The organism is Parageobacillus galactosidasius (genome assembly GCF_002217735.1).
GTDB lineage: Bacteria > Bacillota > Bacilli > Bacillales > Anoxybacillaceae > Parageobacillus_B > Parageobacillus_B toebii.
Map to the genome: position 1 here is coordinate 180,706 of NZ_NDYL01000001.1, position 23,777 is coordinate 204,482.

17 protein-coding genes, 5 pseudogenes and 1 riboswitch are annotated in these 23,777 nt (G+C 41.4%); of the genes and pseudogenes, 12 read left to right on the top strand and 10 right to left on the bottom strand.

Annotation, left to right across the window (positions count from 1 at the left end; all coding sequences use genetic code 11):
* Window positions 1-39: 39 nt before the first annotated feature.
* The 7 genes and pseudogenes from B9L23_RS01030 to B9L23_RS01055 form a co-directional block, all read left to right on the top strand.
* Window positions 40-835, top strand: a pseudogene (locus B9L23_RS01030) (transposase); the annotation flags it as partial.
* A 375-nt stretch (window positions 836-1,210) separates the two neighbouring features.
* The gene (locus B9L23_RS20240) at window positions 1,211-1,360 is read left to right on the top strand and encodes a hypothetical protein (RefSeq protein WP_160331333.1); all 150 of its coding nucleotides are present in this window, start codon (window positions 1,211-1,213) and stop codon (window positions 1,358-1,360) included.
* Window positions 1,361-1,430: 70 nt separating this feature from the next.
* Window positions 1,431-2,228 carry a hypothetical protein gene (locus B9L23_RS01035; RefSeq protein ID WP_089096712.1) on the top strand — a complete coding sequence of 266 codons (798 nt, stop codon included), beginning with the start codon at window positions 1,431-1,433 and terminating at the stop codon, window positions 2,226-2,228.
* A gap of 1,253 nt (window positions 2,229-3,481) precedes the next feature.
* Entirely contained in the window at window positions 3,482-3,838 is a 357-nt protein-coding gene (locus tag B9L23_RS01040; protein ID WP_062679289.1) for a putative RNA methyltransferase, read from the top strand.
* A 172-nt stretch (window positions 3,839-4,010) separates the two neighbouring features.
* Complete coding sequence (locus tag B9L23_RS01045; RefSeq protein WP_089096713.1) at window positions 4,011-4,760, top strand: MerR family transcriptional regulator; 750 nt, start codon at window positions 4,011-4,013, stop codon at window positions 4,758-4,760.
* A gap of 315 nt (window positions 4,761-5,075) precedes the next feature.
* Entirely contained in the window at window positions 5,076-6,281 is a 1,206-nt protein-coding gene (locus tag B9L23_RS01050) for a trans-sulfuration enzyme family protein (protein WP_089096714.1), read from the top strand.
* 134 nt (window positions 6,282-6,415) lie between these two features.
* Window positions 6,416-6,631, top strand: a pseudogene (locus B9L23_RS01055) (SgcJ/EcaC family oxidoreductase); the annotation flags it as partial.
* Between the two features lie 38 nt (window positions 6,632-6,669).
* Here B9L23_RS01055 and B9L23_RS21600 read toward each other — a convergent pair.
* Window positions 6,670-6,789: pseudogene (locus B9L23_RS21600) on the bottom strand (RNA-guided endonuclease TnpB family protein); the annotation flags it as partial.
* 453 nt (window positions 6,790-7,242) lie between these two features.
* Between B9L23_RS21600 and B9L23_RS01065 the strand changes: the two are divergent.
* The 5 genes and pseudogenes from B9L23_RS01065 to B9L23_RS01085 all read left to right on the top strand — a co-directional run bounded on the left by B9L23_RS01065 (window position 7,243) and on the right by B9L23_RS01085 (window position 11,858).
* Window positions 7,243-8,088: an SPFH domain-containing protein gene (locus B9L23_RS01065; protein ID WP_081188366.1), complete on the top strand. Its 846-nt coding sequence runs from the start codon at window positions 7,243-7,245 to the stop codon at window positions 8,086-8,088.
* Between the two features lie 15 nt (window positions 8,089-8,103).
* Window positions 8,104-8,295 carry a type II toxin-antitoxin system antitoxin gene (locus B9L23_RS01070; RefSeq protein ID WP_062754901.1) on the top strand — a complete coding sequence of 64 codons (192 nt, stop codon included), beginning with the start codon at window positions 8,104-8,106 and terminating at the stop codon, window positions 8,293-8,295.
* A gap of 148 nt (window positions 8,296-8,443) precedes the next feature.
* Window positions 8,444-8,838: pseudogene (locus tag B9L23_RS01075) on the top strand (FAD binding domain-containing protein); the annotation flags it as partial.
* Window positions 8,827-9,141, top strand: a pseudogene (locus B9L23_RS01080) ((2Fe-2S)-binding protein); the annotation flags it as partial. The pseudogenes B9L23_RS01075 and B9L23_RS01080, both read left to right, overlap by 12 nt.
* 191 nt (window positions 9,142-9,332) lie before the next feature.
* The gene (locus tag B9L23_RS01085) at window positions 9,333-11,858 is read left to right on the top strand and encodes an EAL domain-containing protein (RefSeq protein ID WP_089096716.1); all 2,526 of its coding nucleotides are present in this window, start codon (window positions 9,333-9,335) and stop codon (window positions 11,856-11,858) included.
* A 65-nt stretch (window positions 11,859-11,923) separates the two neighbouring features.
* Here the strand turns inward: B9L23_RS01085 and B9L23_RS01090 are convergent, their stop codons facing one another.
* The 9 genes from B9L23_RS01090 to B9L23_RS01130 all read right to left on the bottom strand — a co-directional run bounded on the left by B9L23_RS01090 (window position 11,924) and on the right by B9L23_RS01130 (window position 23,715).
* The gene (locus B9L23_RS01090) at window positions 11,924-13,111 is read right to left on the bottom strand and encodes a saccharopine dehydrogenase family protein (protein ID WP_281255481.1); all 1,188 of its coding nucleotides are present in this window, start codon (window positions 13,109-13,111) and stop codon (window positions 11,924-11,926) included.
* Window positions 13,112-13,114: 3 nt separating this feature from the next.
* Window positions 13,115-14,596, bottom strand: a complete 1,482-nt coding sequence (locus tag B9L23_RS01095; protein WP_062754909.1) for an aldehyde dehydrogenase family protein — start codon at window positions 14,594-14,596, stop codon at window positions 13,115-13,117.
* 80 nt (window positions 14,597-14,676) lie between these two features.
* Complete coding sequence (locus B9L23_RS01100) at window positions 14,677-16,314, bottom strand: thiamine pyrophosphate-binding protein (protein WP_089097453.1); 1,638 nt, start codon at window positions 16,312-16,314, stop codon at window positions 14,677-14,679.
* A gap of 26 nt (window positions 16,315-16,340) precedes the next feature.
* Entirely contained in the window at window positions 16,341-17,510 is a 1,170-nt protein-coding gene (locus tag B9L23_RS01105; RefSeq protein ID WP_089096718.1) for an aminotransferase class I/II-fold pyridoxal phosphate-dependent enzyme, read from the bottom strand.
* A 212-nt stretch (window positions 17,511-17,722) separates the two neighbouring features.
* Window positions 17,723-19,180: an NAD-dependent succinate-semialdehyde dehydrogenase gene (locus B9L23_RS01110; RefSeq protein WP_089096719.1), complete on the bottom strand. Its 1,458-nt coding sequence runs from the start codon at window positions 19,178-19,180 to the stop codon at window positions 17,723-17,725.
* A gap of 232 nt (window positions 19,181-19,412) precedes the next feature.
* Entirely contained in the window at window positions 19,413-19,598 is a 186-nt protein-coding gene (locus tag B9L23_RS01115; RefSeq protein ID WP_012749112.1) for a hypothetical protein, read from the bottom strand.
* Window positions 19,576-21,297 (bottom strand): phosphomethylpyrimidine synthase ThiC, encoded by a 1,722-nt coding sequence (gene thiC / locus B9L23_RS01120; protein WP_081188382.1) that lies wholly within the window; start codon window positions 21,295-21,297, stop codon window positions 19,576-19,578. The genes B9L23_RS01115 and thiC overlap by 23 nt, the downstream gene beginning before the upstream one ends.
* A 370-nt stretch (window positions 21,298-21,667) precedes the next feature.
* Window positions 21,668-21,782: riboswitch (TPP riboswitch) on the bottom strand.
* Between the two features lie 63 nt (window positions 21,783-21,845).
* Entirely contained in the window at window positions 21,846-23,099 is a 1,254-nt protein-coding gene (locus B9L23_RS01125; RefSeq protein ID WP_081188384.1) for a methyl-accepting chemotaxis protein, read from the bottom strand.
* Between the two features lie 190 nt (window positions 23,100-23,289).
* Window positions 23,290-23,715, bottom strand: a complete 426-nt coding sequence (locus tag B9L23_RS01130; protein ID WP_062679323.1) for a DUF2935 domain-containing protein — start codon at window positions 23,713-23,715, stop codon at window positions 23,290-23,292.
* Between the last annotated feature and the right edge of the window lie 62 nt (window positions 23,716-23,777).

Consider the following 23,777-nt stretch of genomic DNA (forward strand, 5'->3'; position numbering starts at 1 on the left):
TCTCTCTGTTTAACGTGTCCGTTTTCTTGACATAGCACCAGTTTTTCCAAAACCGATCCTGATGCGACCTTCATGCGAATGAAAGAAGATCATATGAAAAATGGGCAATTGAAACCAGGATATAATGTACAAATGGGAACGGAAGGTCAATTTATCATTGGGTATTCTCTTCATCAACGGGCAGGAGACACCCAGTGTTTGATCGAGCATCTGGAACATGTAAAACAATACATTCCTCTCCCACAAAATATTATTGGCGACTCTGGATACGGGAGTGAGGAGAACTATACATACTTTAGAAGAACAAGGAAAGAAAGCGTACATCCCTTACCATACGTTGGACCAGGAGCAAAAGAGAACATGGAAAAAACGGATCGAACGAGTCGAGAACATGGAATATGAGGAAGAAGCAGATGAATTCATTTGTGCGAATGGACAACGTTTCACTTTTCGTTATGAAACAAAGAAGGAATCATCCCATGGATACCTATCCATTAAACGTCGATATCGATGCGATCAGTGTCAAGGATGTCCATTCCAGAGCACGTGTGCAAAAGGAAAAACGCATCGTACCATCACGATATCCTTAAAGAATCAGATTCAAAGAAAGGAAATAAAAGAGCGACTACTTTCTGAAGAAGGAAAAGAAAAATATCGACGTCGAAAGACGGAAGTGGAAAGTGTGTATGGTCAAATCAAGCAGAATCAAGACTTTCGACGTTTTCATTTGCGAGGCCTCTCCAAAACGACTGTGGAATGGGGCCTAGTTTGCGTTGCGCACAATTTTAAAAAGTGGCAAAAGATAAGGGAACTTCAACAAGGGGGAAAAAGATAATCCCCCAATCAAATAAAATTAAGTAAGAAAAAACATCATATAATTAACAATTAATTCCAAAACTATACAAAGAAGGCTGACTCAACATCGCTTAAAGGCGATGTTTTGAGTCAGCCCCTTATTTTGTATTAAAGATCTAATCGAAATGAAAACATGATGAAACATAGGTATAGTTACGTATTAGTAAGTAAATGTTATGTTTACCTCGTTATTAAACCGGCAAGGATATTATGTAAAAGATAAAAAATTTAATGGTCGGAAGTTAATACAACAAAAAGAGTAATCCGTGATCTTGAGAGGAAAGGTATTCTAAATTGTTGCATAGGATGTATCAAGATAAATCCAGTATAGATTGATAAGAGGGGAGAATGAATAATGTTTTTATTTAGCTTGTTTAAAAAGCAATTTCAAAAAGTAAAATTAACCGAACCTTTACAAGAAAAAGGGAGCTACACAAATAAAAAAGGGATCACATATAATTGGAAGATTGTAAAAGGTGATAAACCTATACCTCCAGCTGAATGATGAAAAATTTTGGCTTATGTGGTAAAATTAAAAAGAAGAGAGGTTGGCATATAAGTCTCGGGGGATTAATATGGGTAGGTTTTATAGGTACCCTATTTTTTATATTTTATTGACTATTGTATTGACTGGAATGTCAGAAACCTTTACAGATGTTATAGACATTTTTAACGATGTTCTTATTAAACCAATAAAATGGTTGTATCCTTTAAAAGCTCATCAATTATCATTCGTAAAAGTATTATTTTTCGGCATTATTCTTTTATCTTATTACTTTATTATAAGCGGCATATATAACTTTATAATGGGATTGAGAGAAAATCAATTCAATGAAAATCAATATTTGAAGCAATTCGAGAAATACTTATCCGAAGCGATAATGAATGTAGAAAAAAATGAAAGTGATTCTAAAATTAAAGAATCTATAACAAATTTCATGGATTCTTTTGAGGAATGGATCGGAAGCATACTGAAATTGCAAAGCAAACATTATAAATGTTTCTGGATTATACCTTCGCCCCAACTTGAATCTGGTATTAATTCTGGTGAAAATCAAACAACCGACTTCCTTTTAATATCAAAGGCGACTATAACTAACGAAATTAAAAATTTATTGAGTTTTATTGTTCGAAGCCCGAAGTCTCGTTATTTTGACACTCAAGTTTCACAACATATCGATAATGAACCAATTGAAGAACTGATGTGTGTTCGGAACTTTGGAGATCTTAAACTTGGATTTGCAGTTTTGATTTATAAAAATGGTGTGATAAATGATCAAATTAAGCAGGAGTTTTTGATTCCTACATCGTATTTGTTGTTAATGGGTTTTAACGAAAAATTAACTGAAGCCATGGCAACAATTAGAAGATAAAAAAGGAGGAAGATTTCAAATGTTCCTTAAGCGAATAAAGAGTAATAAAAGATCGAAAAAAAGGGGATACTTTGTTATTAAGGTTACAAGCAAAGAAAAAATTCCTCCTGCAGAAATTGATTTGAAATTTGAACGTATAAATTGGAATGAATATAGAAAAGCCTTATCAAATCGTTAACGTAATTTTCAATAAACTATAACCTATTCACAAGATGAAAAGATCTTTTTTTGTTTATTGCTGGTAACAGTTGAGACTTAAAATATCAAAAATTCTATTATAAGATACCCTTTCAATTTTTATTGAAGGGGTCTTCTTTTGTATTGAGGATCTAATGGAAATGAAAGCATGATGAAACATATGTTTAATTATGATAAAATAGAAAAGGAAAATAATGACGGAGGAGTTTAGCGACCTGTTCAAAGGTCGTTTTTAATTTGTGCATACAGAATTGATTATAATCATGAAAAAATCTTTGTCATATCCAGGATGTTCAGTTACCATCTTTATTTTTCATTTGAAATTACATGCTTAACGATCAGTTACCAACTTTAATAAAAGACGTACCACTTTAACAAAGTAAATAATCCTTGGAACAAAAGAACTTTTGGTTACCAACTTTATTTTTCACTAACATGTTTGTGTCTCCCTACAAAAAACATGACGGCACACAAAAAAGTGTGACGATGGCTGGGAAATAAATTGAGGGAGAAAGGGAATAAGATTGAGGGGAATCGAGAAAAGTGCCTAACTGTGCTTTTCTCGATTTTGTTGTTTTAAAGGGGAAGAGAGAAGAAAATCCTTATTCCTTGTTTTTCCTTTTTTCTTTTTGTTATTTCCTGAAGTGAATGCTTTGGATAGGATGGGACAAGCTCGGCAACGTCATCTTTCATGAAGAAATTCGATCCGAGATAATCCAACCGAATGGTAATATCCATGTGTCCACTGATGTCGCTTTGGTGACATTTTTGTTGTACGTTCAAAACAGATGGGACAAATGGGCAGCTAGGTGCAGAGCGATTCCCTTCTTTTCGTTCTTCGTGAATAGGAAAGTCTGGTAATGAGATAAATCTTTGATAAAATGAGATAGCAAGCCAATTCCCTCAATGAGAAATATTCTTCAATACGATGGTTCAATATGTTCAACATCCATACTAGCCAAGAGAAAAAAGTACAAAAATAACTAATTTATGAGGTTTATTTGTCTATCTTTTTCATTTATCTAAATATGAAAGAATGAGGTGTCTTTGTCCAAATGAACAAAAAAATAATAAACGCAACACTTATGAATAAATTTGAAGAGATTTTTCAATGTCCTATTTGTTCGTCTCCTATGGGAATCGTGGACTTGAAAAGTTTGGTTTGCTCTAACAACCATACTTTTGATATCGCTAAGCAGGGATATGTAAATTTGATGACTCGTTCTCTCGCAACGAAGTACGATAAGGAATTATTTGAATCACGTAAGATTATTGCTGAAAATGGATTTTTTGAACCGTTATACAAGATGATTAGTGAATGGATAAAAAATGAAGTGCATTTAGAGGCATTGTTAAATATGAATTTAACCGAAATAACCATCGATCTAGATATTTTAGTTGGAAAAAAATAAGGCCATATGGCTTTGTTTAGAAAGCCACATAAACAGAAGAAATTGCTGTTTTTTACACCGTTCGGATCTCTGAACGGTGTTATGCATATTTTATACGTTTATTTTTCAAAACGCATGTTGACTCTCACGTTGCGTGATACTTTATAGTGAATGTTGAAGGGAGGCCAAAACGATGGCAATGAGAGTGAAAGAAGTAGCAGATTTAGTTGGCATTAGTGTGCGCACACTGCATTATTATGATGAAATCGGGCTATTAACCCCAGAGAAGACAACCGAAGCTGGTTACCGCCTTTATACAGATGCTGATCTTGAGAAATTACAACAAATTTTATTTTTTAAAGAGCTTGGCTTCCCTTTAAAAAAGATCAAAGAAATTATCAATAATCCTTCGTTTGACCGATATGAGGCGTTGGTGCTGCAGCGGAAAATGCTGCTGGAGAAACGCAGGCGGCTCGATAAAATGATTGCGACAATTGATAAGACCATTCAGCACATGAAAAGAGAAATTCAAATGACAAACAAAGAGAAATTTGAAGGTTTTGATTTTCGTCATAATCCATATGAACAAGAAGCACGTGAACGTTGGGGAGATGAAGCGGTCGATAAAGCAAACGCTAAAATCGGGAGCATGTCTAAAGAAGAACAAGAAGCTATGGTTCAAACAATGAATTCGATCTATAAAAAACTTGCAGCCCTTCGCCACGGCTCGCCTGAATCAGAAGAGGCGCAAGCGGCAATTAAAGAATGGTATGACTTTTTGAACAATAACTTTGGCAATTACTCGCTCGAAGCGTTCAAAGGATTAGGGCAAATGTACGTGGATGATGCACGCTTCACTAAAAACATCGACCAATTTGGAGAAGGCCTGGCAAAATTTATGCGCGATGCCATGGCAGTCTTTGCGGATAAAAACAAAAAATGATGTGAACAAAAGCAGGGCAATGCCCCGCTTTTGCTGCTTATACCACAAAATAAGTTTTTGCTTAAGTAGATGGTGATACAGGCAGGAGAAGAGCGATAAAACACAATGGCAAACAAAAAGGGAAAAGGGAGAATATTACACACCCTCTTGACTTAATCCATCTATAACGATGGGTTTACTTTTTTTTAAGAAAAATTATATAATATCTATTAAATTCTGAAATAAATGAAGGTTATGTTAATTGTAAAGTAGATCCATATGGGCCCAATAATAGACCGGCGCCGCTTATCTAGAAAAGTAAAGGAGAGAGAATAGATGAACAAACGTGAAAATCGTAAAGAGATGAACCTTGAAGGACTCCGAACCGAAACATTGGTCGTGCATGGCGATGACTGGGTAACTAATGATGGGACGATAGCTCCGGCAATTTATTACTCAGCTACGTTTCGCGCGCATAATTCCAGTGAATTTGCGGAAATGGCGGGAACACCCCGTCATCCTCGGTATTACACGCGTTACAGCAATCCAGTGCATGAGCGTGTAACGAAGATTATGGCTGAACTGGAAGGTACAGAAACTGCAATGGTAACTGGCTCCGGGATGGGGGCAATTGCTACGACCATTTTGGCTTTGGTCAGCGCAGGAGATCATGTGATTGCACAGACACGGCATTATATGAGCACCGCCAAGATCATGGATGAAATGTTACCGCGATTTGGTGTGGAAGTGACTCTGGTCGAACAAGCGGACATCAACGCCTTTGCGGAAGCGATACGGCCTAACACAAAGCTTATCATGGTAGAAACGCCAGCTAATCCGACTTTGGTGTTGACCGATTTAGCTGCTGTGGTGGAGTTGGCGCGCCCGCATGGAATTATCGTCGTAGCTGATAACACCTTCGCGTCTCCGATCAATCAGCGTCCTCACGATCTAGGCGTTGATATCGTTATTCATAGCGCGACAAAATATTTGGGTGGACACCATGATTTGACAGCTGGTGTCATCTGCACCAGCGAGGAGTTAGCCGAGCGTATTTGGCATACGCATATTTCCATCGGCTCCGTCCTCTCGCCAATGGATGCATGGCTATTATTGCGCGGTCTGCGCACGCTTCCGATACGGATGGAACGCATTAATGCCAACGCCTTAGCATTGGCAAAGTTTTTGGAGGAGCAGCCGCAAGTAGAGCGTGTGTATTATCCTGGCCTTCCTAGCCATCCGCAACACGAATTGGCAAAACGGCAGATGAAAGGGTTCGGAGCGGTTATTGCCTTTGCCATTAAAGGGGGTTATGAAGAAACTCAGCGGTTCGTTTCCGCATTGAAACTACCACCTAATGCGGTGAGTCTGGGAGGGATCGATTCCCTTGTGGTACATACTGCGGCAATGTGGGAAGGAGTAATGACCGAGGAGCAGATGAAGACAGCTGGGATTCCGTCCAATTTCGTGAGATTCTCGGTCGGCATCGAACACATCGAGGACCTGAAAGCGGATGTATGGCAGGCTCTGCAGGTAGTTTAACATATTTCCCGAGGAGTCTCCCTCCTCAAAATAAAGGGAAGGGGGGAGATGAATCGGGAATTTTTGATTCCTAAAAGTGAACGTATGTTCTATAATAGAACCATCCTATCAAGCAGGGAAAGGAGAAAATGATTGTGAACTCTTCTGCATCCAATGAAGCCATCGCACTCTATCAAAAGCTGTGAGATGGATGGAATAACCGAAATGCCGTTGCAATGGCCGAGCAGTTTACAGAGAAGGGCGAGCTCATCGGTTTTGATGGGAGCCAGGCGATTGGACGGGAAGAGATCTTTTCTCATCTTCAACAGATCTTTGAAAGTCATCCTACTCCCCCATATGTGAGCAAAGTCAACTACCCAACGGCTAAAGTCGTGGGCTTGCAACTAGCCTAATTGGCTGCCGCGTTCGGCTGGTTGACAGCAGCCCTGCGGATGTTTTCCGCAGCCACGTTGTCGGCAGGGGCAGCGTACCCACAAGCTCGACAACAAAACTGATCCCTTGACGGTCTGTACAGCTCAGCGAAGGTGTTTTGCAAGGCTCGAAACAAATCAAGTTCGATCTCTTTCCATGTCAACGAATTTGTGGTAAGATGTTGTTGAATATTCATAGGACTCTCTCCTCCTGTTTGATGGTGTGGACAATGATCATCTTACCAGGGAGAGAGTCCTTTTTCATGTTTCCTGCTTGGGATCCTACCGCGCTTCGCTTGGTGGCCCCGATGAGGGGGGGATTGCGAACCTACGTTCCCAACCCCCTCATCGGGGAACTTCTAAGAATTTCTCCCACAAACATTTTACTCACACAAAATCGCAACAAGCAAACCGCCTTATTCAAAAAAGTTAGCTAATTCTGAAATATATAACCAATAACTTTGTAATAAAAGAACACAAAAATAAATTTACATTTATTTCAAAACATGATATCATATTGATATAAAATTGATGTTAAAGGAGCGATGCTCATGAAGGAAACAAAGGCATGGTATATGAACGGGTTTGCTGGGATTATTGGTATTGCTGTATTAGTGGCAGTGGCGATTATTAGTTTGCTTCAGCAGCTAGTCATTATTGCCGTTCTATTCGTTGTTGCCGCCATCGTGTTGGCCAGCGGCATCACCATTGTTCAGCCGAACCAAGCAAAAGTGTTGATTTTCTTTGGCCGCTATTTAGGTACGATTCGCGACAGCGGACTATTTCTTACTGTTCCGCTTACGATTAGGCAAAACGTTTCTTTGCGCGTCCGTAATTTTACCAGCAAAAAATTAAAAGTAAACGATGTTCAAGGCAACCCTATCGAAATTGCCGCTGTTATTGTATTTCGGGTCATTGATTCCGCAAAAGCAGTTTTTGATGTAGATAACTATGAAGAGTTTGTAGAGATTCAAAGTGAGGCAGCCATTCGCCATGTTGCGACGAAATATCCTTATGATACCTTTACCGATGATGATGAAATCACATTACGAGGCAATGCAGATATTATTTCCGATGTCCTTGCCAACGAGTTGCAAGAGCGCCTAAAAGTAGCCGGAGTGGAAGTAATCGAAGCTCGCCTTACTCATCTCGCCTACTCTCCAGAAATTGCAAGCGCGATGTTGCAACGGCAACAAGCAGCCGCGATTTTAGCGGCAAGAAAGAAAATTGTCGAAGGTGCTGTCTCCATGGCGCAAATGGCGATCGAGCAACTTGACAAAGAAGGAATTTTAGAGTTAGATGATGAACGAAAAGCAAACATGGTTAACAATTTAATGGTCGCCATCGTATCCGAACGCGCGACCCAACCGGTGATCAATACCGGAAGTCTATATTAACGGTTGTGGAGTGCTATGGCAAAAAAGAAAAGTTTCCCCTTACGAATCGATCCAGTCTTATACGAAGTCATTGAACGGTGGGCGCACGACGAATTTCGCAGCGTCAATGCTCATATTGAATTTCTATTGCGCGAAGCTGCTAAACGAGCCGGACGACTTACGCAGCGAAAAATAAATACAGACAATCCTCCAGATGAAAGAAGCTAGCATTTCCGATTTAGACGGAATTGCTAGCCTTTTTATTTTTGTCAATTTTGTTTTTGTTTGACGGCGGCGCTGGCAAACGCGCTATCACTTGCTTCAGGAGTGCCGCTTATTCCGGAACTGATTTGGCGGAAAAAGAAAGGTGACGCTCATGATTCCATTTGATATGACGTATCATCGTCCTATATCGATTGAAGAAGCGGTTCAGCTATTTGAAACATTGCAACAGCAAGGAAAAAAGCCTCTCTATTATGGAGGAGGAACGGAAATCATTACACTCTCTCGGCTTCACTTCGTTTCCGCCGATGCAGTGATCGACATTAAACATATTCCTGAATGCCGCACGCTCGAAGTTGGACAACACGAACTCGTCCTTGGAGCGGCATTATCGTTGACAACGATTGAAGAAACAAATCCTTTCCCACTATTAACAAAAACCGCAAGCGAGGTTGCCGACCGGACAGCACGCAACCAAATTACCCTTGGCGGAAATATTTGCGGACAAATTTTTTTCGTGAAGCCGTATTGCCGCTATTATTAGTTGACGGCATCCCCATCAAATCGTTCATGATGCTTGCCATCGAAACAGTTGGAAAAGAGATTACTACGATCGAAGGTCTTCGTAACACGCCGATTCAGCGTGCGTTTATTGAACATTTCGCTTTCCAATGCGTCTATTGCACACCTGGATTTATTATGAACGCCTACGCTTTAACAGAACAGCATCCCGACGCGGACGACAGTACTATTCAAGAATGGCTTGAATCCAATATTTGCCGCTGCACAAGTTATCAAGAAATTGAGGAAGCAGTAAAATCCGTACTAATGGAAAAGAGAAAAAACGAGTAGAGAAGTTTTTCAAAGCTAAAAAACACTCCCGCTTATGAGCAAATATCGCTCTAAAACGGGAGTGCTTTTTGTTGCATATTTTTTACGCGATTCTTGACTCAAACAAAAAATAGAGTATTCTATATTTGAATAGGCCAATTGTAATAGATAAATATAACTATTTTAGATATCAGAGGGGAGGGGAGATATCGATGACGAGCAATTCCGGCATTTCAAATAAACAAGAGAAAAAAGCATTAATGATTACCAGCATCGCTGTCTTATTTTTTTTAGTCACCATTTTGTTTCGCGATGAACTGTATTTTGTCGCCAAAGCAAAACAATATTTATCCATACACACCATCTTAGAATTCCTCAGCATCACCGTCTCGTTGTCCATTGCGATTCAAGGATGGATGATTTTTCCGCAACATTTATCTAGATATCGCTTATGGTATTCCGGGATATTTCTAATCATCGGTATCATCGACTTACTGCACACGCTTTCGTATAAAGGCATGCCTGGCTTAATCGTTACGGAAAGTTCTACGCAAAAAGCTACATGGTTTTGGATTGCTGCCAGATTAACACAAGCATGCATGCTGTTTCTGATCATGTTTTTTCCAGACAAACAAGTACAAAGCAGACAAAAAAAGACGGTGTTTATTTTTTCTCTTCTCTATGTATTTGTTATTTCCTACATTATCATTCGCTATGAACAAACACTTCCGCTTCTTGTGATCGATGGGAAAGGCACAACGAATTTAAAAAATTTCTTAGAATATATTGTTATCCTTTTTTATGCTTCCACCGCTTTGATGATGCTGCTTTCCTACAAAAAACAGCCAAAAACGTCTTATCTTGATCTCATCTTAGCGTTTATATTTTTAATTTTAAGCGAACTTTTGTTTACACTGTATAAAAACGTGTACGACTTGCAAAATTTTTTAGGTCATTTGTACAAAGGAATCAGTTACATTTATTTTATGAAAGGAATATACATTGCGACGATTAAAGAACCATACGATGCCCGGAAAAAAGCAGAGGAAGAATTGAAAAAACGTGAAAAACATCTAAAAACGATCACCTCGTCATTAGGTGAAGGTGTCATCGTATTAGACAAAGACAAAAAAGTAACTTTTATGAACCAAGAAGCGGAGCGTTTACTCGGTTATCAAAAAAGTGAATTATTAGGAAAAGCATTGTTCAAAAAAATTCATTGCGGCAGTGAAAATCAATGCGATTCCCTCTGTAAATGTCCGATCCATCAGACGATGGAATTAAAAAAAGCATATCGCGTAGAAGAGGATTTTTTTGTGCGAAAAGATGGGACGCTGCTGCCAATTGCTTATGTCTCTACGCCGATGATCGACGATAACGGAGAAATAATCGGCTCTGTCGTTGTCTTTCGTGATATTACTGAACGAAAAAAATACAATGAAAAAATTAAATATCAAGCCTACCATGATGCATTAACGGATTTGCCAAATCGCCGCTACTTGATTGAGAAGCTGAAGAACGAACTGAAAAGCGCAGAAAAACATAACAGCCAAATTGCTGTACTGTATTTGGATTTAGACAATTTTAAAAATATTAATGATTCATTTGGTCATATCATGGGGGATTTACTATTAAAAAACGTGGCTCAACGCTTGACAATGATTCATCCTGATTGCTTTATCGCCCGTTTGGGTGGAGATGAGTTTGCCGTTCTTTTATCCGGAAATTTCAATGTTGAGGAAATCGCTTGCAAAACCATTCAAATATTAAGCCAGCCGATTAAACTGGAAAATAAAGAAGTCTTTGTTACAACAAGCATAGGGATCAGCGTGTATCCAAAAGATGGAGATGACGAAATGACCTTAATCCAACACGCCGATATGGCAATGTATGATGCGAAAAAGAAAGGAAAAAACCAATTTTCATTCTATACGACCAAACTAGAACAACAGAGAACAAGAAAATCAAAAATTGAACAGATGCTTCGCACCGCGATAGAAAGCAAAGAGATTTCTTTATGCTATCAGCCGATTGTTGATACTGTTTCAAAACGGATTATCGGCTTAGAAGCTTTAGTTCGCTGGAACCATCCAGAGATCGGGGAGATTCCGGCAAATGAATTTATCGCAGTTGCAGAAGAAAACGGTCTAATTGTATCGCTTGGCAAGCATATATTAATGACAGCTCTTCACGATTTAAAACATTTGCACGAAATCGGATTTGATCATTTATACGTCAGTGTGAACCTTTCATTACGACAATTGCGGCATCATGACTTTACCTCACTGATCAGTCAATTACTGCAAAAAAACAAATTGCAAGCAAACTATTTAGAACTAGAAATTACAGAAAATATCGCGCTATGCGACGAAAAAAACGTCATCTATAGCATTCAGAAATTAAAAGATATAGGTGTCCGCATCGCGATTGATGATTTTGGAATCGGCCATTCCTCCATCGGATATTTACGAACCTTTTCCGTTGACACATTGAAAATTGATAAATCATTCATTTTCGATGTAGCAACCAATCCAAATACCGCTCATTTGACGTCTGCGCTTATCACGTTCGCGCATAACTTAAACCTGCAAGTTGTCGCAGAGGGAGTAGAAAAAGCGGAACAGTTACACTTCTTAGAACAACACCATTGCGATAAAATCCAAGGCTATTTATTTAGCCCTCCTGTTTCGTTTGAACAACTCGTTTCGCTTCTTCATAACAGCTCATCACAATGTTGAGCTAATAAAAACAATGAAGACTGCTTTTAGTTGAGATTTTTCCACCTAAAAGCAGCCTTTTTTTATCACTTTACATATTGTTTCTCTTTGATAACAACGCCGCGCTTTGCCATTTCCTTGATGTAGATGTCACCCAGAACGATTTGTTCTGGCGGGTAAACACCTCGTTTTTCGATGATTCCGTTTCCAATCATTTGTGCAACGACAGAAATCGTATTCGCTGTTGTCCGCGCCATTGCGGTAATATTCTTTTTTCGATCTTTAAATGTGACCGTTTCATATTCAAAAATCGTTTCTTTATTATTTTTTATTCCTCCGACAATCACCCTTAACAAGACGACATCCTCTTTATCTTTTAAGTCTAAAAGCGGGGATAATGTTGCTAAAAGCACGTCTCGCGGCTTCACTTTTTGCCCTTTCACTTCCACCTCGTAGTCATTTCTTGTTAAATTTAAATCGACGAGCAACTTAAATTTTTCCGCATGGCCTGGATAGCGGATCGTCTTATATTCTAAACATTCTAATTGCGGATAGGAATAAGATAACGTGGATGTTCCTCCTGATGTATGAAATGCTTCTAGCGGCCCGAACCTATCAAAGTAGATTGTTTCAATCTCTGATAAAGATGGGATTTCTTGCTTCCGTCCATCCCGGATGATGAGAGACGGGTCCGTATAATGATCGAACAATCCTTCCAGTGAAAAGACATGGTTGTATTCTAACGGAGGCTCCGGACGCACAGGAATCCCGCCGACGTATAGTTTAATTGATTTCAATTCATCTAGTTTGCTTGCTCCGTAACCAGATAAAATGTTAATCATTCCCGGTGCCACTCCTAAGTCAGGAATGATCGTCACACCAGCTTGTTTTGCTTTCTCATGCAATTGTAAAATGCGATCCGTAATATGGCCGATATGTCCGCCTAAATCAACGGAATGGACACCGACTTGAATCGCTGTTTTCGCCACCGTTTCATTAAAAGCGTAAAACAACGCGTTGATGACAACATCGTGTTCGTTCATTAATGCCGCTAGCTTTCTTTCATTCGATGCATCGACTTGTTTGGCCTCGATTTTACTAGAATATAACTGCTGGCAAACTCGCTCCGCTTTTTTTATATCGATATCTGCTATGGTGACGGAAGAAACCTCTTCACTTTGCACTAAATCACGCGCTGCTTCTTTTCCCATCAGTCCAGCTCCAAGCACTAACGCTTTCATGGCATGCGCCCCCTTATTCTTTCGCTGATGAATTCGTTATTCGTCAATATCGATTTGCGCCCGCTGTAATTTACCGCTAAAGTCAATGTAAATACTTTTCCATTCTGTAAATACGTCTAACGCCGCCACCCCGGAATCGCGATGGCCGTTTCCCGTTCCTTTCGTTCCACCAAACGGCAAATGAATTTCCGCCCCTGTCGTACCTGCGTTCACATATACAATTCCTGTATCCAAATCACGCATTGCGGTAAACACTTTATTCACGTCGCGAGTGAAAATAGAACTAGATAATCCGTAGTCAACGCTATTGTTCACTTCAATCGCTTCTTCTAAGCTTTTCACAGGAATAATAGAAGCGACTGGACCGAAAATTTCTTCCCGCGCGATCCGCATATTTGGCATTACATCCGTAAAGAGCGTCGGAGCGTAATAGTATCCTTTGTTATATTCTCCTTCTTGCAAAATATACCCACCTGTCAATAGTTTTGCTCCTTCTTCTTTACCGATTTGCACATATCGGTCAATTTTTTGTAACGCTTTTTCATTGATAACTGGTCCAACTTTTACATTTTCATCTAAGCCATTCCCGATTGTTAGAGTTCGCATCGCCTCTAGCAGTCTATTTTCTAATTCTTTTTTTATACTTTCATGGGCAATAATTCGGCTGCACGCGGTACATCTTTGTCCAGAAGTGCCAAAAGCGCTCCATAAAATTCCTTCTACCGCTAAAGATAAGTCCGCATCGTCCATCACGATCACCGCATTTTTTCCGCCCATTTCGAGTGACACTTTTTTCAAGCTTCGGCCGCATTTTTCCGCAATTTTTCTGCCTACTTCATTGGATCCGGTAAAGGAAATCACCCGTACATCAGGATGTTCGACAAGCGCGTTCCCCGTTGTCGGACCGTCACCATTGACGACATTAAATACTCCTTTTGGCAATCCAGCTTCTTCAAAAATTTTTGCTAATTCCTGCGCCATAAACGGCGTTTCCAACGCTGGCTTCCAAACGACCGCATTACCGGCTACAATGGCAGGGAACGATTTCCATGTGGCGATCGCAATTGGAAAGTTCCATGGAGTAATAATGCCAACGACTCCTACAGGGGCACGGACACTCATCGCAAATTTATCTTTTAATTCGGAAGGAGTCGTATCTCCGAATAATCGTCTTCCCTCTCCCGCCATATAAAACGCCATATCAATTCCTTCCTGTACTTCTCCGCGAGCTTCTTCAATGACTTTTCCCATTTCCATGGTTAACATTCTTGCTAATTGTTCTTTTCGTTCCTTCAACAAATATCCTACTTTATATAACACTTCGGCGCGTTTCGGCGCGGGTTCAAGCGCCCACTTTTTTTGCGCAGCCTTTGCCGCTTTTACCGCCGCGCCCACATCCGCTTCAATCGAAACCGTCACTTCTCCAATCGCATCTCCTGTCGCCGGATTAATGACCGGGGCGAATTGTTTGCTGCTCGATTCTTTCCACTCGCCATTAATAAAATTCAATACTTTCATCAACGGAGTTCCTCCTTGCTCTTTACTTTCTATTAAAAATTTATGCATCCATGATGGTTGCTATTAATCAAATGAAATGATTATATAGAATCCACCCGCTTCCGCAATTGTTCAATTGTAGAAGTGACCGAAATTTGATTTGGATCCGTCATGACTTCAATGACCGTAGGTTTCTTTGCATGGAGAGATTGAAGAAGCGCTTCGGTAAATTGCTGTTCCGTTTCTACTTGAATGCCGTTGCCATTTAAGCATTTAGCCAATTCCGCAAATGATACATTCCCTAAATCTGTTCCGATGACTCGCTTTGGAAAATGCAGTTCTTGATGCATCCGGATCGTTCCATACATGCGGTTATTAAAAACAACACTAATAATAGGAATTTCATATCTAGCAGCCGTTTCTAACTCTTGAACGGTCATCATAAAACCGCCGTCTCCTGATAGTGAAACTACCACACGGTCGGGATATGCTAGTTTGGCACCGATGGCGGCCGGCATGCCATATCCCATCGCTCCGGATGTCGGGCCGATATACGTATGTTTTTCCGTAAATTGAAAAAAGGAATGCAGCCAACCAGCAAAATTTCCTGCATCATTGGTGATGATCGCACCTTGCGGCAAATGTTCTTGTAGACTAGCAATCACGGATTCATTCACATTTCGTTTTTCCATTGGGAGTGTTGATGCTTGTTCGTATATTTTTCGTCTCGATGTTGCCCAGTCATGCCAAAATGGCTGAATATCGATTTCAAGCAGTTTCGAAAGCGCTTCCTTGCAATCAGCTATGATTGCCGCTTTTGGCGGGTATACTTTTCCCAATTCATTTGCATCGATATCAATATGAATCAGCGTTTGTCCTGCTGATAGCAAGCGGTAGTCTTGTGTCGTCACTTCCGATAATCTCGTTCCAATCGCAATAATGATGTCCGCTTGTTTTACTGTCTCAATAATCCCTTTTGACGTTCCTAAACCGAGATGTCCAACATATAATGGGTGATCGTTTGGAAATACATCATGTCTTCGGAAAGAGACAGAAACAGGTATCGTAAACTTCTCAGCAAACAAAAGCAATTCTCGTTCCGCTTTCGAAAGTTTCACTCCCCCTCCGGCAATCACGACAGGCCGTTTGGCGTTTTGTAAAATGTCTTGAACACGCAAAATATCTTGTTGGCTTGGGGCGGGTTTTGGAACGATTGTTTTTGGAAAAATAACTTCATCTATCTTTGCGAGAAATACGTCTTCCGGAAGCGATACGACAACAGGCCCCGGTCTTCCTGTTTGCGCAACACGAAACGCCCGTTGAACAAGTTCAGGGATTCGCTTCGCATCTTTGATTTCTACCGCCCATTTTGCAATCGGCTGGAAAAATTGCTCTAAATCGACTTCTTGAAACCCTTCTCTGCCGCGAAAATCGTTGTGCACTTGGCCTAAAAAAACGACCATCGGCGTCGAATCTTGCTTTGCCGTATGGACACCAATCGCCAAATTCGCGCCACCGACTCCTCTTGTCGCCAGCACCACTCCCGGTTTTCCTGTCGCTTTCGCGTAGCCCTCCGCCATAAAAGAGGCGCCTCCCTCATGACGAGCAGAAATAAGCTGAATGGAAGGTTCATCAAAAATAGCGTCCATTAGCGGCAAATAACTTTCTCCCGGCACGCAAAACACGTGGGAAATTTCTTCGCTTTTCAAACAATGGACAATCGCCTTCGCCGCCGTAATTTTGCCCTTTTCCTGTTTCACCGCTTCTACTCCTCCCAATTTACTTGTTTGAGTCGGTCAGCCACTTGTTGTAACCGTTCCATCGAAACGGAAAGCGATAACCGAACATATCCTTCTCCTGATGGACCAAACGCTGTTCCTGGTGTAACAATTACTCCCGCTTCTTTGAGCAATTTAGTCGCAAATTGTTCGGAAGAGTATCCTTTTAAAACAGGTATCCATAGGAAAAACGTCGCCTTCGGGGGATGAACATTTATGCCAAGCGAGCGCAAAGCTTTTACCATCATATTCATCCGCTGTTCATATATTCGATTGTTTTCTTTGACCGCTTCATGATCGCTTGTTAACGCTGCCGCCGCCGCTTTTTGGACCGGAATAAACTGGCAAGTATCCATATTGCTTTTGATGATCGACAGCGCTTTAATCATATCGCGATTCCCAACAATGTATCCGATTCGACAACCGGCCATATTGTAATTTTTCGATAACGAACCAAATTCCACCGCTACTTCTTTCGCCCCATCTACTTGCAAAATGCTTGGAGCTTTAAATCCTTGAAACGTAACAAAAGAATAAGCCGAGTCATGAGCAATGAAAATATGATATTGTTTCGCAATCGAAATAGCTTCAGCAAACGTATCGATTTCGACAGTCGCAGCTGTTGGATTGCTGGGGTAGTTTAAAAACATTAATTTCGCATCCCGATAAATTCCTGAAGGAACGCTCGAAAAACTCGGCTTATATCCGTTTTCCGAATCAAGCGGCAAACGAACGATTTTTCCTCTTGCTAAATGTACAGCTGTGCTATAAACCGGATAGCCAGGATCTGGAACTAACACGGTCTCCCCTGGATGAAGAATCGCTTGTAATAAATGGACAATTCCTTCCTTGGAACCGATTAATGCCAACACTTCTGTATCTGGGTCTAACTCTACGCCATATTCCCGTTTATAAAAGAGCGCAACCGCTTCTCTATACTCTCGGCACCCGGCATATGGAGAATACGTAAAATTTTTAGGATTATCCAGCTCTTCCTTTAATTTCTCCACCACAAAAGCAGGCGGCGGCAAATCGGGCGCCCCTATCCCTAAATCGATCACATCTACTCCTTTTTTCATTAGTTCTTCTTTCTTTTGCTGAAAAACAGAGAACAAATATGGCGGCATGCTTCTTATGATGTCAGAATAAACGTCCATACGTATCCCCTCACATCCATTAAATGGTCCTTTCCCTCTTACTCTATGCTTCTCATTGGCTATTTAACTCTTTTTCGAAAACGGTTGTAAAAAATCAAGAAAACAAAAACGGCCAGTATAATCACATAATGATTAAACTGGCCGATGTCTATTTTTACAAACCGCCGGCAAAGACGGTGGAAATAGACTACGCAGTTTTATATTTAGGGGGCTCAGCTAGACCGTATCCCCATGGAAACATATTTTAATTCCACAAATTCAAAAATGCCCTCTTTTCCTCCTTCTTTTCCTAGCCCCGATTGTTTCACACCGCCAAACGGCGCTTCCGCTACGGCTGGAAAGACGTCATTAATGCCAATAATTCCATACTCCAGCTTCTCCATGACTCGATACGCGCGATGAATCGAATCCGTAAAAATATAAGCTGCTAGCCCATATGGCGTATCATTCGCCTGACGAATCGCCTCCTCTTCCTCCTCAAACGGCTGCAGCGGCAGAAGCGGACCGAACGTCTCTTCATTCATTACTCTCATCTCTTTCGTAACGTTCACTAACAGGGTCGGTTCAAAGAAGTATCCTGGATACGGACCATCCCATCTCTTTCCGCCGTAAATGACCGAAGCTCCTTTTTGTACAGCATCCTCTAAATGCCGCTGCACTTTTTGCACTGCCTCTTCATTAATTAGCGGCCCGATATCCGCCGTTTCTTTTGCGCCAATGTCAATCGATAAACGGCGTACTTTCTCCGTTAGTTTTTCGAGAAAATCATCCCAAATCGTTTTTTGCACATATACGCGGTTGGCGCAAATACACGTTTGCCCGCAGTTGCGGAACTTGCTGGCAAGCGTCATCTCGGCTGCCAAATCAAGATCGGCATCATCAAATACGATAATCGGCGCATGGCCGCCTAGTTCTAAAGAAAGTTTTTTTACATGATCCGCGCTTCCTTTCATCAACAGACGTCCGACTTCCGTCGAACCGGTAAACGTAATCAGCCGCACATCGGGATGGTTCATCCAGCACTGCCCGATTGAAACCGCATCGCCAGTAACGAGATTGACAACTCCTTTTGGAATCCCTACTTCTTCTAATATTTTTACAATCTGATAAGCGGTTAACGGCGTTTCTGGAGCCGGTTTTAATACAACGGTGCACCCTGCCGCAAGTGCTGGCGCTAGCTTTCTTGTAATCATCGAAGCCGGGAAATTCCACGGAGTAATGGCAGCGACAACGCCGATCGGCTGCGGAATGACCATTAGCCGTTTATGTTTATTGGACGAAGGAATAATTTCTCCATACAGGCGATTCGCTTCCTCGGCATACCAAAGAAAGTAACTTGCCGCTGAATCAATTTCTGCCCTTGCCTCTTTTAACGGTTTTCCTTGCTCTGTTGTCAAAATGGAAGCAAGTTCTTCTTTATGTTCCAGCATTTTTTCATACGCGGCATATAACAATTGCGACCGTTCTCTTGCTGTTTTTGCCGACCATTTTCGAAATGCTTGGCTGGCTGCGCGCACCGCTTGTTCCGCTTCCACTTCATCGCCGTATGAAACTTCCGTAATCGTTTCTAACGTGGCGGGATTTTGAACAGGAAGCGTGTTGCCATTATGTGCTTCCAACCATTGTCCATCAATAAAAATTGTTTTTGTATAATTGGGAAATTTGGTCATATATAGTTTCCCTCCAAAATAAAAATCTGATTGTAAATAATCACTAGACATTTTTTATTGTTATCCATCATGCACCATATCCCGCCGCAACCAATCAAATAAACTTTTTCATGAAATATATATAAAAAAACTTAAAAGAAATGACTAAAAACAAAAATAAAAAGGCTAATTCATTTCCCGATTTCCGTCCTGCAAAACGGGAGATGAATTAGCTATATATTTGACAATCCCCTTAATAATATAAAATCTCTATATAATGGCATTTGACACATTTTCGCATAAACGGTGTCTCAAAAAATGAATGCTGGCAATTTTTTTGAATATGGGCAATTTGCTGTTCCAATTTAAGAATTTTCTCCTTCAATTCGGCAATTTCCTTTTGCAATTCTTGAACATCATCGATAGAGAGATGAGCCATTTTCGACAAACTCCTTCGCTTTTTGTTTCATCCCTTCTTCCCTCACCGTTTTTTGCAGCTCATGTGAAATTTTCATCGAGCAAAACTTCGGCCCGCACATCGAACAAAAGTGCGCGACTTTCGCCCCTTCCGCCGGCAATGTTTCATCATGATATTCCCGAGCTCGATCTGGATCAAGCGAAAGGTTGAACTGATCGTTCCAACGAAACTCAAAGCGCGCTTTTGATAACGCGTCATCCCGCCGTTGCGCTCCCGGGTGCCCTTTTGCTAAATCGGCCGCGTGTGCTGCGATTTTATAAGCGATCACTCCTTCGCGCACATCATCTTTATTCGGCAACCCTAAATGCTCTTTTGGCGTCACGTAACAAAGCATCGCCGTTCCGTACGCGCCAATGATCGCTGCTCCGATCGCGGATGTAATGTGGTCATATCCCGGCGCGATATCGGTCGTAAGCGGTCCTAATGTGTAAAACGGCGCACCTTTGCAAATTTCGATTTGCTTATCGACATTTTCCTTAATTTTATGCATCGGCACATGCCCTGGTCCTTCAATCATCACTTGCACATCATGCTTCCAAGCGATTTCTGTTAATTCTCCGAGCGTCTCCAATTCAGCAAACTGCGCTTCGTCATTCGCATCGGCAATCGAGCCTGGGCGCAGCCCGTCTCCAAGCGATACTGCAATATCGTACGTTTTCAAAATCTCGCATATTTCTTCAAAATGCGTGTATAAGAAGTTTTCTTCATGGTGGGCTAAACACCATTGCGCCATAATCGAGCCGCCGCGTGAAACAATGCCAGTCGTTCGGTTTACCGTCATCGGTATGTAACGAAGCAGCACCCCCGCGTGAATCGTAAAATAGTCCACCCCTTGTTCCGCTTGTTCGATGAGCGTATCACGGTAAATTTCCCACGTTAAGTCTTCGACGACGCCGTTCACTTTTTCAAGCGCTTGATAAATCGGAACCGTCCCGACAGGTACAGGGGAATTGCGAATAATATATTCTCGTGTCGCATGAATGTGTTTTCCCGTCGATAAGTCCATAATCGTGTCTGCTCCCCAGCGCACCGCCCAAAGCATTTTTTCGACTTCTTCTTCAATGGATGATGTGACTGCGGAATTGCCAATATTCGCGTTAATTTTTACATGAAAACGACTCCCAATAATCATCGGTTCACTTTCCGGATGGTTAATATTCGAAGGAATAATCGCTCTGCCTGCGGCAACTTCTTGACGCACGATTTCCGGATCTATATTTTCGCGAATCGCAACAAATTCCATCTCCGGCGTAATAATCCCTCGTTTTGCGTAATGCATTTGCGTCACAGTTTTTCCTTTTTTTGCGCGCAGCGGTTTTCTCTCGAAAGGCAGAGTAATCTCTGATTGCTTCCCATTACGGAATCCGTTATCTTCCGGTTTCACTGGACGCCCCTCGTATTCTTCAACGTCGCCCCTTTCTAAAATCCAGCGTTTTCTTAGCGGCGGCAATCCTTTTTGAATGTCCGGCTGAAAATCAGGATCGGTGTAAGGACCGCTTGTGTCATAAACACGAACAGGTTCATTTTCGATGATTCCTGTTTCTGTCTTTGTTGGACTTAACGTAATTTCTCTCATCGGAACACGAATATCCGGTCTTGAACCTTCGACATACACCTTTTTACTCTCAGGAAATTGCATAAAAGATTTGATGTTTTGCATGTAACTCCTCCTAGTTACTAAAATCTATAAAAATCGACTCATCGCGATGGAACCAGCAAAACTGCTTGCCGCTCAGGAAACACCTGAGTTCCATCAGGAAGGGAATTTCCCTTGTCATTCACCCGCTGTGAAAGACACCCCGTGGATCGCTTGTCAGCGACGGCATCTGTCGTGCACCATTCCTTCCATCGGTCAGTACACGACAACGATTTTAGTAACCAGGTCTACACCTCCTTAAAATAATAGTGAGGACCTGAAGTTACACCAAAACGCGGGGCGGAGATAGGAGAATATATGCGGAAATAAAAATCGGGTTCTCTAAGAGAACCCGACGGAACGCAAATAGCGAAACGTACGCAACAAACGCATACACTCCCGCTATCTACTTCCCTACGCTGGTATAACCCAGATCAGGTTCAAAGGGTCAAAGAACTTAAGCGCGTTCTTTTCTCAGTCCAAGCTATTGGACTCCCCTAGTAGATAAGCGACAAACTTATTTAATTTTTCTTAATATTAACATACTTATAAAGCAATGTAAATACGCTTCCTTATACGGTGAACCGTTTTAACATTGTTTGCATATTTTCTGCCATTTTGCTTAACGATGATGCCGATGAAGCAATTTCCTCCATCGATGCCATTTGTTCTTGTGTTGCCGCCGAAACATTCGCTGATCCAGAAGAAGTTTGTTCCACAATCTCCGTCATATGTCCAATGGAAGCGGCCACCCGTTGCACGTTTTCTGTCATTTGCTCGATCGCTGTGGATACTTGTTCGATTTGGGCATTGACTTCGCCGATGGATTGGCGGATTTGTTCAAACGACTGTCCAGCCGTTTGCACAACATCAAGCCCTTGCGATACTTCGCTAACTACGGTTTCCATCGATTCGATCGCTTTTTCCGTTTCTTCTTGGATATAGCCGATCAGCTGCGAAATTTGCTGTGCGGATTGAGCAGACTGTTCCGCCAATTTGCGAACTTCATCCGCCACAACGGCGAACCCTTTTCCTTGTTCTCCAGCCCTTGCCGCCTCAATCGCCGCATTTAAGGCAAGTAAATTCGTTTGCGAAGCAATTCCTGTAATCACCTGCGTAATCTGGCCGATTTCATTCGAACGCTCTCCAAGCGCTTTAATAACTTGTCCAAGTGATTGGACATGGTCATAAATAAACTGCATCTGCTCTTCCATTTGCGAAATCGACTGTTTTCCCGATTGCGCTTTTGCCGATGTTTCATTTACGTTCGTAGACACGCACTTCGTATTCGCAGCCACCTGCATAAGCGTATCGGAGATATCGTTCATCGCTGACGACGTTTCTTGCGCCGTTTTGACTTGCTGTTCCGAACTTGAGGCAATTATCTCCATTGTTGACGCAATTTGCTCCGTTGCTTTCGTCGTCTGTTCCGCAATGGCGGTTAACTGTCCGGAAAATTGCGTCATCTCATCGGAATGGCGTTGAACGTTGGCGATGACTTCTTGCCACGCTTGGGCCATTTTATTGAGCGAAACGGCAATCGGTTTTAACTGTCTCACTTCATCCATAGGAACACGCGCCGATAAATCTCCATTGGTCATCTTATCTAAATGCTGATTGATAATAGCGATCGGGGCAATAAATCGACGATAGTTTAATATCGCAGAAACGACTCCGACTACAGCCCCAAATAATATAGTCGCAACAAGCGTCCACCAAAACGCCGCGCCGCTAATGCCATTCGCCATACATACACCAAGGCCGATGAGAGCGGTGCCAGGTATGACAATGAACATCGTGCGTAAAATATAACTATGCAGCGACAACCTTTTTCCCACCTTTTTTCTAATATTAAAGAATCTTACTATTAATTATATCGGATATATTCACCTCTTTTTTATATTTCTAGTATAATATTACAAAACATAAAACAAACCGTTACCCTTTTTCATTACTACTTACTCTGCTCTTTTTCAAACACATAAAATGCCTATCCGAAACGAATAGGCATTTTCCTTATTTTCCGTATAATAACAATTGCGCGATGCCAATAAAATATTCTGACTCACGAATAATATGGTTCAGCACTACTTTTGCCGTTGGATTTTTGCTCACTGCTTTGCTTTCCGTTTTTATTTGTTGACACAGCTTAATAAAATCAAGACTTTGCTGCAAGCAATGAGACACTAGCTGCAACACTTGCTGGTAAAGCTGATAAGGAACGTAATATCCTGCGCGAACGACCGATTCAATAAAACGCACTACTTGCTGATGTGTTGCAGAAAGCGCCTCTTCCCATTTTTTCAACGCTTCGACATAAGCCGGCTCTAAACCGCTAACAAGCTCGCGAATAACGACCGTATGCTCCTCTTCTTGATGTTTCCAAAATTCCGCTTCGTCTAAAATACGCAGCGGCATTTGCTGGCCATAGTAAAATTGCATGAACATCCCCCCCATATTGCATGATATGGGGGAAAATGAAAAAGTATGAATACACAAACAAG

Excerpts from the sequence above, each read along its gene's own strand:
- B9L23_RS20240 (WP_160331333.1), top strand. The coding sequence starts at position 1,211 with ATGTTTTTATTTAGCTTGTTTAAAAAGCAATTTCAAAAAGTAAAATTA.
- B9L23_RS01035 (WP_089096712.1), top strand. The coding sequence starts at position 1,431 with ATGGGTAGGTTTTATAGGTACCCTATTTTTTATATTTTATTGACTATT.
- B9L23_RS01040 (WP_062679289.1), top strand. The coding sequence starts at position 3,482 with ATGAACAAAAAAATAATAAACGCAACACTTATGAATAAATTTGAAGAG.
- B9L23_RS01045 (WP_089096713.1), top strand. The coding sequence starts at position 4,011 with ATGGCAATGAGAGTGAAAGAAGTAGCAGATTTAGTTGGCATTAGTGTG.
- B9L23_RS01050 (WP_089096714.1), top strand. The coding sequence starts at position 5,076 with ATGAACAAACGTGAAAATCGTAAAGAGATGAACCTTGAAGGACTCCGA.
- B9L23_RS01065 (WP_081188366.1), top strand. The coding sequence starts at position 7,243 with ATGAAGGAAACAAAGGCATGGTATATGAACGGGTTTGCTGGGATTATT.
- B9L23_RS01070 (WP_062754901.1), top strand. The coding sequence starts at position 8,104 with ATGGCAAAAAAGAAAAGTTTCCCCTTACGAATCGATCCAGTCTTATAC.
- B9L23_RS01085 (WP_089096716.1), top strand. The coding sequence starts at position 9,333 with ATGACGAGCAATTCCGGCATTTCAAATAAACAAGAGAAAAAAGCATTA.
- B9L23_RS01095 (WP_062754909.1), bottom strand. The coding sequence starts at position 14,596 with ATGAAAGTATTGAATTTTATTAATGGCGAGTGGAAAGAATCGAGCAGC.
- B9L23_RS01105 (WP_089096718.1), bottom strand. The coding sequence starts at position 17,510 with ATGGACGTTTATTCTGACATCATAAGAAGCATGCCGCCATATTTGTTC.
- B9L23_RS01110 (WP_089096719.1), bottom strand. The coding sequence starts at position 19,180 with ATGACCAAATTTCCCAATTATACAAAAACAATTTTTATTGATGGACAA.
- B9L23_RS01115 (WP_012749112.1), bottom strand. The coding sequence starts at position 19,598 with ATGGCTCATCTCTCTATCGATGATGTTCAAGAATTGCAAAAGGAAATT.
- thiC (WP_081188382.1), bottom strand. The coding sequence starts at position 21,297 with ATGCAAAACATCAAATCTTTTATGCAATTTCCTGAGAGTAAAAAGGTG.
- B9L23_RS01130 (WP_062679323.1), bottom strand. The coding sequence starts at position 23,715 with ATGCAATTTTACTATGGCCAGCAAATGCCGCTGCGTATTTTAGACGAA.